Source organism: Clostridium sp. (genome assembly GCF_018372875.1).
GTDB lineage: Bacteria > Bacillota > Clostridia > Clostridiales > Clostridiaceae > Clostridium.
The window spans coordinates 35,375-48,854 of the sequence record NZ_JAHAIF010000006.1 but is presented as its reverse complement, the minus strand read 5'-3'; the positions used below and the strand labels follow the sequence as shown (position 1 = coordinate 48,854).

Annotated in this window: 13 protein-coding genes and 1 riboswitch; of the genes, 2 read left to right on the top strand and 11 right to left on the bottom strand. The window is 30.6% G+C overall.

Annotated features, from left to right (window positions below):
* Nucleotides 1–10: 10 nt before the first annotated feature.
* From def to KIB46_RS03490, 10 genes are all read right to left on the bottom strand, one after another.
* Complete coding sequence (def, locus tag KIB46_RS03535; protein ID WP_156558810.1) at nucleotides 11–454, bottom strand: peptide deformylase; 444 nt, start codon at nucleotides 452–454, stop codon at nucleotides 11–13.
* An 11-nt stretch (nucleotides 455–465) separates the two neighbouring features.
* Entirely contained in the window at nucleotides 466–2,673 is a 2,208-nt protein-coding gene (gene priA / locus KIB46_RS03530; RefSeq protein ID WP_291670887.1) for a primosomal protein N', read from the bottom strand.
* A 45-nt stretch (nucleotides 2,674–2,718) separates the two neighbouring features.
* The gene (gene coaBC, locus KIB46_RS03525) at nucleotides 2,719–3,909 is read right to left on the bottom strand and encodes a bifunctional phosphopantothenoylcysteine decarboxylase/phosphopantothenate--cysteine ligase CoaBC (RefSeq protein ID WP_291670886.1); all 1,191 of its coding nucleotides are present in this window, start codon (nucleotides 3,907–3,909) and stop codon (nucleotides 2,719–2,721) included.
* Between the two features lie 2 nt (nucleotides 3,910–3,911).
* Nucleotides 3,912–4,130, bottom strand: coding sequence for a DNA-directed RNA polymerase subunit omega (rpoZ, locus tag KIB46_RS03520; protein ID WP_156558807.1), 219 nt, complete (start codon nucleotides 4,128–4,130; stop codon nucleotides 3,912–3,914).
* Entirely contained in the window at nucleotides 4,123–4,746 is a 624-nt protein-coding gene (gmk, locus tag KIB46_RS03515; RefSeq protein WP_291670885.1) for a guanylate kinase, read from the bottom strand. The genes rpoZ and gmk overlap by 8 nt, the downstream gene beginning before the upstream one ends.
* A gap of 1 nt (nucleotide 4,747) precedes the next feature.
* Nucleotides 4,748–5,017: an extracellular matrix/biofilm regulator RemA gene (gene remA / locus KIB46_RS03510; RefSeq protein WP_027097482.1), complete on the bottom strand. Its 270-nt coding sequence runs from the start codon at nucleotides 5,015–5,017 to the stop codon at nucleotides 4,748–4,750.
* 19 nt (nucleotides 5,018–5,036) lie between these two features.
* Nucleotides 5,037–5,918, bottom strand: coding sequence for a YicC/YloC family endoribonuclease (locus KIB46_RS03505; RefSeq protein WP_156558805.1), 882 nt, complete (start codon nucleotides 5,916–5,918; stop codon nucleotides 5,037–5,039).
* A gap of 869 nt (nucleotides 5,919–6,787) precedes the next feature.
* Nucleotides 6,788–8,155 (bottom strand): NCS2 family permease, encoded by a 1,368-nt coding sequence (locus KIB46_RS03500; RefSeq protein ID WP_156558804.1) that lies wholly within the window; start codon nucleotides 8,153–8,155, stop codon nucleotides 6,788–6,790.
* 80 nt (nucleotides 8,156–8,235) lie between these two features.
* Nucleotides 8,236–8,333, bottom strand: a riboswitch (purine riboswitch).
* An 86-nt stretch (nucleotides 8,334–8,419) separates the two neighbouring features.
* Nucleotides 8,420–9,415: an asparaginase gene (locus tag KIB46_RS03495; RefSeq protein ID WP_291670884.1), complete on the bottom strand. Its 996-nt coding sequence runs from the start codon at nucleotides 9,413–9,415 to the stop codon at nucleotides 8,420–8,422.
* A gap of 190 nt (nucleotides 9,416–9,605) precedes the next feature.
* Nucleotides 9,606–10,007 carry a PBECR2 nuclease fold domain-containing protein gene (locus tag KIB46_RS03490; RefSeq protein ID WP_291670883.1) on the bottom strand — a complete coding sequence of 134 codons (402 nt, stop codon included), beginning with the start codon at nucleotides 10,005–10,007 and terminating at the stop codon, nucleotides 9,606–9,608.
* A 151-nt stretch (nucleotides 10,008–10,158) separates the two neighbouring features.
* Between KIB46_RS03490 and KIB46_RS03485 the strand changes: the two genes are divergently transcribed.
* Entirely contained in the window at nucleotides 10,159–11,184 is a 1,026-nt protein-coding gene (locus KIB46_RS03485; RefSeq protein WP_291670882.1) for a branched-chain amino acid aminotransferase, read from the top strand.
* Nucleotides 11,185–11,216: 32 nt separating this feature from the next.
* On the opposite strand, the gene spoIVA is transcribed toward KIB46_RS03485, so the two are convergent.
* A complete protein-coding gene (gene spoIVA, locus KIB46_RS03480; protein ID WP_156558800.1) occupies nucleotides 11,217–12,695 on the bottom strand; it encodes a stage IV sporulation protein A in 1,479 nt (492 codons plus the stop codon).
* Nucleotides 12,696–12,939: 244 nt separating this feature from the next.
* Between spoIVA and KIB46_RS03475 the strand changes: the two genes are divergently transcribed.
* Complete coding sequence (locus KIB46_RS03475) at nucleotides 12,940–13,464, top strand: hypothetical protein (RefSeq protein ID WP_156558799.1); 525 nt, start codon at nucleotides 12,940–12,942, stop codon at nucleotides 13,462–13,464.
* Nucleotides 13,465–13,480: the final 16 nt, after the last annotated feature.

Below are 13,480 nucleotides of genomic sequence, written 5' to 3'. Positions count from 1 at the left end.
CCTCCAGTTTCTACTTTAAATGGTCTACAAATAACACTCCATTTAAGTGATCATTTTCGTGACATATTGCTCTTGCTAATAATTCTTCTGCTTCTAAAATAAATTCTTCACCTTTTTCATTTAAAGCCTTTACTTTTACATAGTTAGGTCTTTCAACCTCTTCAGAAACTCCAGGTACACTTAAACATCCTTCTTCACCTATTTGGCATCCTCCTACCTCTAGTATTTCAGGATTTATAAATACTCTTGGCCCATAATCATCATATACATCTATTACGAAAATTCTCTTTAAAATCCCTACTTGCGGTGCAGCAAGACCAACTCCATCTGCATCATACATAGTATCTATCATATCCTCTATTAATGTTAAAGTACGCTCATTTATAACATCAACATTTCTACACTTCTTTCTTAAAACTTCATCGCCTTTAGTTCTTATATTTCTAATTGCCATTTTCCATCCTCCTAAGTCATATTATTTGGATTAATATCCATACTAATTCTTATTTCATTATATACACTCTTATTCAATTCATAAAGTATATCTTTTATTTTTAACTTTAATTTATTATCTAAGTTCCCTTTAATAATGATTTGCCATCTATAGTTATCCTTCAACTTGGTTATTATACATGGTACAGGTCCTAATATTTGAATATCTTCCCTACTATCTAGTAGTTTTCTCAAACTTTCTCCTACCTTATTCATAAATTCTTTTAATTTTACTTCATCTTTACTAATAGCATTTATTAAAAAGATAGTACTGAAAGGGGGATAATTCATTATTTTTCTAACCTTTATCTCTTCATTATAGAGATCATTATAATTGTTTTCTATGGCATATTGAAGGCTTAAGTTATTTGGAGTATAGGTTTGTATAACTACTTTACCTTTCTTTTCTCCTCTACCAGCACGACCAGCCACTTGCGTTATTATTTGATAAGTACGCTCTGAAGACCTATAATCAGGAATATTTAGCGATATATCAGCAGCCAATACCCCTACTAATGTTACATTCTTAAAATCTAGCCCCTTTGATATCATTTGTGTACCAATAAGAATATCTCCTTCTCCACATTTAAAAGCATTGTATATATTTTCATGAGAATCCTTATTTCTTGTTGTATCAACATCCATCCTCATTACTCTAGCTTTAGGAAAATACTTTTTTACCTCTTCTTCCACTCTTTGAGTTCCTGCCCCAAAAAACTTAACATACTTACTACCACACTCTGGGCACACCTTTTGTTCCCTCTGTGCTCTACCGCAATAATGACATATCAAATATCCATTTTTATGATAAGTCATTGATAAATCACATTCTGGGCATTTAAAAACATAACCACAACTTCTACATGAAACAAAGCTTGAAAACCCTCTTCTGTTAAGGAATAAAATTATCTGTTCTTTCCTTTCTAAAGCATCTTTCATCTCATTATATAGACTTCTACTTAATAAGGATAAATTTCTAGATTTTAATTCTTCTCTCATATCCACAATTTCCATTTGTGGAAGTGGTCTATTGCTTACTCTATTTTTTATTTCTACTAACTCCAACTTTCCATTTAAAGCCTCATAGTATGTTTCAATAGATGGAGTGGCTGATCCTAAAATATATTTACACCCTTTTATTTCACTAAGAAATTTCGCTACTTCTTTAGTTGAATACTTGGGATTTTGTTCAGATTTATATGTGTTTTCATGCTCTTCATCAATAATTATTATTCCTGGATTATCTAAAGGTAAGAATATTGCACTCCTTGCACCTACTACAAGTCTTGCCTCTCCTCTTTTTATTCTATACCATTCATCAAACCTTTCACCTTGAGATAATTTACTATGAAATAATGCAACATTCTTACCAAATCTACCCTTAAACCTTTCTATCATTTGAGGTGTTAATGATATTTCTGGAACAAGAACTATTGCGGATTTTCCTTCTTTTAAGGTTTCACCCACTAAATTCATGTAAACTTCAGTTTTTCCTGAGCCTGTAACCCCTTTTAAAAGAAATCCTTTTTTATCCGAATTAAGTATCTTATTAAAGGCACTTCTTTGTTCATCATTTAGAACATTTTTACTTTCTTCCATATAACTTCTAGTATTATATCTGTATACAACTCTGTCTTCTGTTAATAAATAACCATTTTCTATTAATTTATTTAATGAATATGACGATAAAGAATAATCATTAATTATTTCACTTTTAGTTAATTCCCCATCCTTTTCTTTTATTAAATTAACTATTTTCACATAATTATCTTTGTCTTTAAACTTTCCATCTAGTTCTTTATTAAAAACAATTACTGTTTTTTTCTTATTTTTAATTCCTTTTGACAATCCAGAAGGAATTATTGTTCTTATTGCATCTATGTATTTGCAAAGATAGTTTTCTCGTAAGAAATCAATTAACTTTAAATCATCTCTTGTTAAAATAGGAATATCATCAAGTATTGAAGAAATATATTTTATTTTTTTAACATTTTCTATCCCTTCGCACTTCAAACCTAGAACAAATGCTTCAGTAGGTTTATTTTTAACTCCAAAAGGAACCTTTACCCTATGTCCTACCTCTATAATATCAAGTAATTCTTCCTTAACTTTATAAGTGAAGGGTCTATCAATTTCTATTGCATCACTATTTATTATAACTTCAGCATATAATTCAAACAATTACCCTCACTCCTTTTAGATGTATAATATGAGAAAAAGCGCATTTTAGCGCTTTCCTCCTATAATGTCAAATAAATTTCTAGCCACTTCCCTTTTACTCATTTTCTCTAGGGAAAGCTCTTGTCCTTCTCTTGTAACGATAGTTACTCTATTATCATTTGAAGCAAATCCACTATCTTTTGATGTAATATCATTTGCTACAATATAATCTAAATTCTTTTTAATAAGCTTACCTTTAGCATTTTCAACAACATTTTGACTTTCAGCTGCAAACCCAACTAAAATTTGTCCTGACTTTTTCTCTCCTAATTCCTTCAAAATATCATTATCTCTAGTAAGAATTATTTCAAGATCGCCACTTCCCTTTTTAATTTTGTTCTCACTGTACTCTTTAGCTTTATAATCAGCAACTGCTGCTGACTTAATAACAATATCAGAAGTTTCAAAATGCTTTAAAACCTCATTTCTCATTTCTTCATTGGTGTTAATTTCAATTACATTTATCCCATATGGTGCAGCTTCATTTGTAGGTCCTGAAACAAGAACCACTTCTGCCCCTCTATCTCTTGCCTCTTCAGCTATTGCATATCCCATTTTACCTGTAGATCTATTTGAAATAAATCTAACTGGATCTATATTAGCTCTAGTTGGTCCTGCTGTTACAAGAACCTTTTTGCCTATTAAATCTTTCTTATCATAAAGTTCACTTAGAACTTTTTCTACTATATCTGAAGCAGGTGCTAACTTTCCTTTTCCCTCATCGCCGCATGCAAGCCTACCACTAGCTGGTTCAATAAATTCATACCCTAACTTTTTAAGTTTGGTTATATTTTCTTGAACTATAGGGTTAGTGTACATATTAGTGTTCATAGCTGGTGCAAATACTACTTTAGCCCTTGTTGCCATTATAGTAGTTGAAAGCATATCATCTGCAATACCATTGGCAACCTTTCCTATGATATTCGCTGTAGCTGGTGCTACTAAAAACACATCAGCCCTTTTAGCTAAACTAATATGTTGTATTTCCCAAGCCTTAGGTTCTGCAAACATATCTGTTGTAACAATATTTTGGCTCATAGATTGAAAGGTAAGAGGCGTTACAAACTCAGTAGCAGACTTTGTCATTATAACTCTAACATCTACATCTTTTTTTCGTAGTGCACTTATAACATCCAAAGCCTTATATACTGCAATTCCTCCAGTTACACCTAAAACAACACACCTTTTATTTTCCATGATTACTTAGTTGATTCCTTTACTCTCTCGTATCCAACTGCGCCTTCATTTACTTCATTTATTGCAATAGTTAAAGCCTTTTTAGAATCTACATCTACTAATTGTTTAGAACCGTCTATTAACTGTCTAGCTCTTTTTGATGTTACTATTACTAGTGAATATCTATCCTCTACCTTTTTTAATAAATCTACTACTGATGGATTAATCATTGAATTACTCATGACTTATGCCCTCCTCTAAATTCAAAATTGTTCCTTGTATTCTATCAACTCTACACTTTTCTGCAGTTAGTATATTTTCAATCTTATTAACCGCATTTTCTACAGTATCATTAACTACTGCATAATTATATTTAGAAATATAGTTAATTTCTTGATAAGCTGAATTAAATCTTCTCATTAAAGATTCTGGTGTTTCACTTCCTCTATTAATGATTCTTTGTTTTAATTCTTCCATTGAAGGAGGAAGTATAAATATAAATACTCCTTCTTCTGTATTTTCTTTTACTTTTAATGCACCTTGTATATCTATTTCAAGAATTACATCTTTTCCAGAGTCTAAAAGTTCTTTTACATTTGACTTAGGTGTACCGTAACAATTACCATATACCTCAGCCCACTCTAAAAAGTCATCTTCTTCTACTTTCTTCAAAAACTCATCCTTATTTAAAAAGTAGTAGTTAACTCCATGAACCTCACCTTGTCTTGGATCTCTTGTTGTAGCAGAAACAGAAAGGTGTATATCTTTATGTTTTTCTAAAAGTGCCTTACATATTGTGCCCTTCCCTGCACCTGATGGACCAGAAATAACTATTAAAACTCCCTTGTTTTTTGCCATATTAATCTTCAACCTCGTCTTCTACTTCATCCTTTGTAGATAATCTATGAGCTACTGTTTCTGGTTGAACAGCAGATAATATTACATGATCTGAATCTGTTATTATAACTGCTCTTGTTCTTCTTCCATATGTTGCATCAATTAGCATTCCTCTATCTCTTGCTTCTTGAATAATTCTTTTTATTGGTGCTGATTCAGGACTAACAATTGCCACTAATCTATTTGCAGAAACTATGTTCCCAAAACCAATATTAATTAATTTAATACCCATGTTCTAATCCTCCTAATTATTATTCAATATTTTGAACTTGTTCTCTTATTTTTTCTAATAAGTTCTTTATGTTAATGACTATATTTGTCATACCCATATCATTAGCTTTCGATCCAATAGTATTAGTTTCTCTATTCATTTCTTGAACTATAAAATCAAGTTTTCTACCTATTGGCTCATTTAACTCTAGTGTTTTTCTCATTTGATTTATATGGCTATTAAGTCTTGTAATTTCTTCATCTACAGCAGCTTTATCAGCAAAAATGGCTACTTCTGTAGCTATTCTTTCTTCGTCTAATTTAATGCCACTAGTTAATTCTTTTATTCTTTCTTCCAATTTACGTTTGTAATTTGCTGGAACATTCTCTGCTATTTCTTCAATTTCCTTAACATTTGTTTCTATATAAGATAACTTACATAAAATATCTTCCTTTAACTTTTCTCCCTCACTTACTCTCATATCATTCATCATTTCTAACGATGATATAACAAGAGGTTTTATTTCCATTAAAATTTCTTCTAAATTTTCTTCTTCAGCTTCTAAAGTTAAAACATCTGGAAATCTTGATAATCTTGTAGCTGTTATATCGTTAACAACTCCTAAAGTTTCTGATATTTCTTTTAAGCACTCATAATATCCCCTAGCAAGGTCCATATTCACTTTAGGAAGAGCATTACTTTTACTATAGCCTTTAAAGTTTATAAAAACATCTACCTTACCTCTATTTAGATAATTATTAATTATTTTTCTCACTTCATCTTCTAAAGCAACCATAAATTTAGGCATTCTTATATTAACATCAAGATATCTGTTATTCACACTTTTCATTTCTATAGAAAATAAGTGTTCTCTTCCCTCTTCGCTTTGAGCTCTTCCAAAGCTAGTCATACTTTTAGCCATAATTGTTCACTTCCCTCTCCCTTATTATAGACTCATATTAATTTATTTTTTCTTACCAGTCAACACTTCGTTAACAAACTGTTTACATTTATTTTTTCTCCTCTAAACTTTATGACATCCATTCATATTACTCCACTTATTTTTTAATAGCTTTTATATTATAACCCTCATGATATGATCTCCAACTTCAAACAGAAAATTAATAATATAACTGTAGATTCTTTATTTTTTGTCACCAACACAAATAGTATTTCAAATTTTAATTTGGTAAATAGAACCTTCTCATTAAAACTTCTAATGCTTCTTTAAGAAGCAAACAAACTTTATAAATATAAAACCGTTGAAGCTAACTACAATTTAATTCCAATTATAATTTACTAAGGAGCAAAAAACATTTTATCAGCTTCTTTTTTCTAAATAAAATCTATAAAGCCCTATTATAACTAAATATTTATATATTTATATATTTATTTCTTTAAAACAATATTTAAACATCTATTTATAAGCAATAAAGTTTAAAGAATTTGATTTGGAATATCCATATCAAGAAATTTCCAGAGCAAATTCTTTAACCTTACTACTCTAACCACATTTTTTTCTCTTGTCCATTTAATTTTAGATAAAAAAGGTGGGGTGGATATTTATTTTGCTTGTTCTGTCGCAAGCTCCAAGTCACAGAAAAATAAATCTCTATTCCCTTCTTACTTAAGGTAAGGAAATTATAAAATTACTATCCTTCATTTTATATTTTTTAATATAAAAATGTAATAATACCTTTGATTTATAGCTAATTGAAACTTTATACTTTCCTAGGCATAAAAAAAGTGGTTATACCCACAAAGGATATAACCACTTAATTACTATAAATATTAGATAAATATTAATTTCAATAAGAATAAGAACGCAAGTATTATCATTACCCAAGATACTTTCTTCTTATCTTCTTTAACAAAGAATGCATTGTATATTAAATTAATTGCTACATAAGCAATTACACCAAATGTCAAACCATCACCAATGCTATATGCAAGAGGCATCATAGCAATTGTAATAAATGCTGGTACACCTTCTGTTAAATCATCAAAATCTATATTCTTAACTGATCCTAACATTAAATATCCAACATAAATTAATGCTGGTGCAGTTGCACATGAAGGAATTGCTATAAATATTGGAGAGAAGAACATTGCTAATAAGAATAGAACACCTGTTGTTATTGCAGTCCATCCTGTTCTACCACCTGCAGCTACACCTGTTGAACTTTCAACATAAGTTGTAACTGTAGATACTCCTAGACAAGCCCCAGCTGTTGTACCAATAGCATCAACCAATAATGCTTTACCAGCATTAGGAACATTTCCATTCTCATCTAACATATTAGCTCTTGAGCAAACACCAACTAATGTACCAACTGTATCAAAGAAATCTACAAATAAGAATGTACAAACTACAACAAAGAAACTACCAATTGTTGTTGGATGTAACATATATCCAAAATCAATCTTACCAGCTATAGGTGCTATACTTTCGAATTTAAAAATCCCTTCTGGAAGATAAATACCAAGTGATGCTGCATAAGCAGGATCAAACTTTGCATATCCCCAAGCTACTAAAGTTGATACTAATATACCAATAAGAATTGATCCTTTAACACCTTTTTTATCAAGTATCGCAATAATTAATAGTCCTAATAAAGCAATTAAAAATGTAGGTGATGTAAATCTACCAAGTGCAACTAATGTGCTATCATTATTAACAACAATTCCAGAACCTTGTAATCCAATAAATGCTATAAATAAACCAATACCTGCAGTAACTGCATATTTCATGTTTTTAGGAATTGCATTTACAACAGCTTCACGTACTTTAAATAATGATAAAAGAATAAATATGATACCTTCTACAAATACTGCTGTTAAAGCTATTTCCCAAGGAATTTTATCTTGTCCTACTACTGTAAACGCAAAATATGCATTTAATCCCATACCAGATGCTAATGCAAATGGTAAATTAGCGAAAACACCCATTAAAATTGTAGATAAACCTGCAGCTAAACAAGTAGCTGTAACTAAAGCTCCTGCATCCATTCCTGCAGCACTTAAAATATTAGGATTTACAGCTATGATATAAGCCATAGTTAAGAATGTAGTAATACCTGCCATGATTTCTCTTTTGAAATCAACATTTTCGTTTGTAAAGATTTCTAATAATCTTCTTTTTTGTTTAACTTCTTGCATTTTTCTCCTCCTAAATAATAAAAAGGTCCTTATGAGCTAAAGAAAAGCAACAACTCATAGAGACCTTTTAAAATTTAATACTATACATTCAGTCCACTCATAGTCAGATATTTACGGTACCTGGTAGAAACTGTGACCCTTATTGACACATTATATGAGTTATTCGCTTTACGAATATTATTGTACAATGTACAAGTAATAACTGTCAATAGAAACGTATAAATTTTATATATATATTTGCGAATATTCGATTCATTTTATTGTTTATAATTCATTGTTATATAATCCATCTTCCATAAACTCTTTTATAGCACTGTATTCATTAGTATAACTTAAAGCTACCATCAACTTAATTCTAGCTTTTTGCCCTTGCATGGTATCTCCAAATATAGCCCCCTTATTTCTTAAATCTTTTCCCCCACCTTCATATCCATACGAATCAAAAACTCTCCCTTCAAAACACCTTGATACAATTACAACAGGAATATTTCTCTTTATAGCTCTTTCAACTCCAGGAACCATTTGAGGAGGAATATTACCTCTCCCTAAAGCTTCAATAACTATTCCTATGTAACCTTTCTCTATAGCAAAATCAATGAAAGAATAATCTGAACCTGATACACACTTTATTAGTGCTACATCCCCTTTAATATTATCTATTTTTACATGCTGTCCCTTTTTACACTTTCTATAAAATATTACATTATCATTATCCACTATACCTATAGGACCAAAATTAGGTGTTCTAAAAGCATTAAGAGCCATAGAGTTTGCTTTCGTTACTTCTCTTGCACTATTTAGCTCTCCATTAAAACACACTAGCACTCCTCTTCCAATAGCCTTTTCTGATGCAGCCGTACATATTGATGTAGCTAAATTAAATGGGCCATCATAACCTAACTCTGAGCTACTTCTCATGGCTCCTGTTATAACCACAGGCTTACTACTATCTAAAGTTAAATCTAACATATACGCTGTTTCTTCTAATGTATCTGTTCCATGAGTTATTACAACTCCGTCTATATCATCTCTTTCTAATAACTTATTAACAAATCTTGATAATTCAAACATAAGATTAGGTGTCATATGAGGAGATGGAAGACTAGAAAAGTTATAACTTTCTATTTCTGCATAATCTTCTATACCTGTTACCATAGTCATTATTTCTTCACCAGTTAATGAAGGTACTGCTGCCTTAATCCTCTCATCTACTTTCATAGATATTGTTCCACCATTAAAAACCACTGCTATTTTCTTCATGTCAAACCTCCATATTTTTCTAAAAAAATAACTTTTGGTAATATCCAAAAGTCATATAGTTTTTGGCAGGTCGGCGTATCCTGCATCTCTATTTACTAAATTTAGCGTGTGAGGAGCCATTTCTCACCTCAAAAATAACTATTCAATTTCTATATTATAATTCTTAGAAAATAATCTTTCAAGTATATAGTTACTCTATACTACAACTTAATAATCTCCCACCATATATCTTATTATCTATTTTACTTTTTGTGATTGGATATAAAGTAGAAACATAAATATACCCTTCATCTTTATCTACTTCCATTCCCAATAACAAAATACTATCTACCTTTTTTACAAACTCTATTGTTATCCTGTTATTTTCTTTTATCTTCGTTCCTATATAATCTGGATCTTTTAAAATACTTTCTATTACATTTATAAGATTATCCTTTACATTTCTACTTAACTGCTTATTATGGCGTCTTATTATATGCCTAATTACACCTGGTGAGATATATACATATCCGTAACACATAACCCCTAATTTTTCTGCTAAAGAAGTCTTAATTTCCCCTACTTTTTTATAAGCTTTATAATAACTTCTCATACATTACTCACCACGCCTTTTTTGTATTCTATTTACGCTTTATAGTATATTTTATTCTGCACAATTCAAATAAGATTACACTTTTTATTTACCTATTTAAAAATAGTGATAAAATATAATTATTATTAAAATAATTAGGAGGGCTATATTTATGGATACAACAAAAGAAATAAATTGGGACGAACTTGGTTTCAATTATATTAAAACAGATTTCCGTTACATATCTGTTTGGAAAGATGGTAACTGGGATGATGGCAAGCTTACAGAAGATAATATGCTTAGGATAAGCGAGGCATCAACAGCTTTACATTATGGACAACAATGCTTTGAGGGGCTAAAAGCATATAGAACAAAAGATGGTAGCATTCAACTATTTAGAGTAAATAGAAATGCTGCTAGAATGAATGACTCTTGTAGAAAACTTTTAATGCCTGAAATACCTGAAGAAAAATTTATAGATGCATGTATGCAAGTAGTTAAAGCAAATGAAAGATTTGTTCCACCATATGGTTCCGGAGGTACCCTTTACTTAAGACCATTTATGATTGGTGTTGGTGACAATATTGGTGTAAAACCTGCTCCGGAATATATCTTTTCAGTATTTTGCGTTCCTGTAGGAGCTTATTTCAAGGGAGGGCTTGCTCCAGTTAACTTCATGATTTCAGACTTTGATAGAGCTGCTCCATATGGAACTGGACAACAAAAAGTAGGTGGAAATTATGCTGCATCTATGGAACCACATAAAATAGCAGCAGAAAGAGGTTTTGCAGACTGTATATATCTTGATCCAGCTACTCATACAAAAATTGAAGAAGTTGGAGCTGCTAACTTTTTTGGAATTACCCATGATAATAAATTTATAACTCCAAACTCATCATCAATATTACCAAGTATAACAAAGTATTCACTATTGGAGCTTGCAAAAGATTATCTTCATCTAGAAGTAATTGAAGGCAATGTTTATATTGATGAAATTGATAAATTTAAGGAAGCAGGGGCATGTGGAACTGCTGCTGTTATTACCCCAATTGGTGGAATTGAATATAAAGGTAAACTTCATGTTTTCCATAGCGAAACAGAAGTTGGTCCATTAACAAGAAAATTATACGATCTTCTTGTTGGAATTCAATTTGGTGATGTTGAAGGACCAAAAGGATGGATCTTTAAGGTTAAATAAAAGAAAACTCCTGAATTATCAGGAGTTTTTTCTTATAGAATTATGCAGATTAATCCACCATTACCTTCATTAATAATCTTTTGAAGTGTTTTCTGGATTTTTACCTGTACGTCTTCTGGCATCTTATATAACTTATTTTGTAATCCTTCCTTAACTAATACCTCTAAGGACTTACCAAACATATTACTTTGCCATAAACTTGTCGGGTCACTTTCAAACTGATCTAAAATAGCCTTAACTAACTCTTCTGATTCTTTTTCAGAACCCATTATAGGACTGATTTCAGTTTTAATGTCTGCTTTGATAAGATGTAATGATGGAGCACTAGCTTTAAGTTTAACACCAAACTTATTACCTTGCTTAACTATTTCTGGTTCTTCAAACTTCATTTCACTTAGTTGAGGTGCTACTAATCCATAACCAGTTTCTTTTACATCTATTAATGCATCCTTAACTTTGTCATATTCCTTCCTTGCTACATTTAGTTCCTTTACTAAAGACAATAAATCACTCTCTGAAGAAACATCTAAATCACAAATTTCACTAAGTACTTTATAAAAGATACCATCCTTAGGCTTCATAAGAATTCTTCCAGTTCCAACTCCTAAGTCTATTTCCATTAGTTGAGAACTACCTAAATTCTCTTCTTCTTTAAAGGAATCTAAAGAAACCTTAATATCTTTTACCTTTGATATGTTGATACTCATATCCTTAACTATGTTTAAGAAATCTTTCTTTAGCCAATGAGAAGGTTCAAGTCTTTCTAACCACTCTGGCATATCAATATTTATTTCTCTTACTGGGAATTCTGTAAGCACAGACTTAAATATATCCTCTATATCCCCTTCCCCCATATTATAAACATCAAGAATTTGTACAGTTACATTATACTTTTCTTCAAGTTCCTTTTTTAGAGCTTTTGTTTCAGGGGCATTTGGCTTCGCACTATTTAAAACCATTATAAACGGCTTATTTATAGATTGAAGTTCAGATATTACTCTTTCTTCTGCCTCTACATATTCCTCTCTAGTTATTCCAGTTATACTACCATCTGTAGTTACCACTATTCCTATTGTTGAATGATCTGTAATAACCTTTCTTGTTCCTATTTCTGCTGCATCCTCAAAAGGAATTTCATACTCATACCATGGAGTATGAACCATTTTTGCTTCCTCACCATCAAGATAACCCAATGCGCCTTTTACGATATATCCAACACAGTCTACCATACGCACTTTAAATACTAATTCATCGTCAAGACTTATCTCAACAGCTTCGTTAGGAACGAATTTAGGCTCAGTTGTATGAATACTCTTTCCTGACCCACTTTGTGGCAGCTCATCCTTAGCTCTTTCTTTTTTATAGTTATTATCAATCTTTGGTATTACCATAAGGTCCATAAACTTCTTTATAAAAGTTGATTTTCCAGTCCTTACAGGCCCAACAACTCCTACATATATGTCCCCTTGGGTTCTTTCAGCTATATCTTTGTATATATTGAAGCTGTCCAAGTTACGACCTCCTATATTATTTTTTAACAATATATATATATTCTTGATTTATAAAAGATATACTACCTTTTATATTTAACCTCAAATAATATATCTATTTTTCTATATATGATATGTTTCATACCTTTAGTAAATACCATATGAAATTAAACTATTTTTTCCTATAATTATAGAATCTATGCATATTATGTGTTAAACTATTATTAAGATAACATTTACAGTAATTGATAAAAGAGGGATTAATATGGAGAAGAGAGAAATCATAAAAAGATTAATTAACTTTCTTAAGGGTATAACTAAAAGATGTCTTATAATCGATACTAATAACACTGAAGGTATGTCCAAGCTTACCTTAAATATATTAGTGAAAGAATTTACTACCCCACTTAACATAGCAATTGTTTCTCCTTCAGAAAAATTCTTTAAAGAAATATTCCCTACAGCAAAAGATGGAATTAAGCTAAATATGAATTATTCTGTAGGTGTTCACAAAATTTCTTTCTATATATTTGAAAAGTCTTTTGTGAAAACTCCACCAAAGGATACGGAAATTTTAATTGTATATCCTATTGACGGAATAAAAGATAGAGATTTACTAAAAGTATTGGATGGAAGTAAAAAAATGAAAAAAGCTATTCTTTTAGCAGATTCAATCAAAGATATTAGTAAAACATTTAAAAAATTTAACGTTGACTTCTTTTCATTGAAGCCACATGAAGATGTAAGCTATTACGATGTCATGAAACAAAAATTATTTGATATCAAATAAAAGACCACGGAGTACC

Coding starts and splice junctions, on each gene's coding strand:
- def (WP_156558810.1), bottom strand. CDS start 454: ATGGCAATTAGAAATATAAGAACTAAAGGCGATGAAGTTTTAAGAAAG.
- KIB46_RS03495 (WP_291670884.1), bottom strand. CDS start 9,415: ATGAAGAAAATAGCAGTGGTTTTTAATGGTGGAACAATATCTATGAAA.
- KIB46_RS03475 (WP_156558799.1), top strand. CDS start 12,940: ATGGAGAAGAGAGAAATCATAAAAAGATTAATTAACTTTCTTAAGGGT.
- rpoZ (WP_156558807.1), bottom strand. CDS start 4,130: ATGAGTAATTCAATGATTAATCCATCAGTAGTAGATTTATTAAAAAAG.
- KIB46_RS03505 (WP_156558805.1), bottom strand. CDS start 5,918: ATGGCTAAAAGTATGACTAGCTTTGGAAGAGCTCAAAGCGAAGAGGGA.
- gmk (WP_291670885.1), bottom strand. CDS start 4,746: ATGGCAAAAAACAAGGGAGTTTTAATAGTTATTTCTGGTCCATCAGGT.
- remA (WP_027097482.1), bottom strand. CDS start 5,017: ATGGGTATTAAATTAATTAATATTGGTTTTGGGAACATAGTTTCTGCA.
- KIB46_RS03500 (WP_156558804.1), bottom strand. CDS start 8,155: ATGCAAGAAGTTAAACAAAAAAGAAGATTATTAGAAATCTTTACAAAC.
- KIB46_RS03485 (WP_291670882.1), top strand. CDS start 10,159: ATGGATACAACAAAAGAAATAAATTGGGACGAACTTGGTTTCAATTAT.
- KIB46_RS03490 (WP_291670883.1), bottom strand. CDS start 10,007: ATGAGAAGTTATTATAAAGCTTATAAAAAAGTAGGGGAAATTAAGACT.
- coaBC (WP_291670886.1), bottom strand. CDS start 3,909: ATGGAAAATAAAAGGTGTGTTGTTTTAGGTGTAACTGGAGGAATTGCA.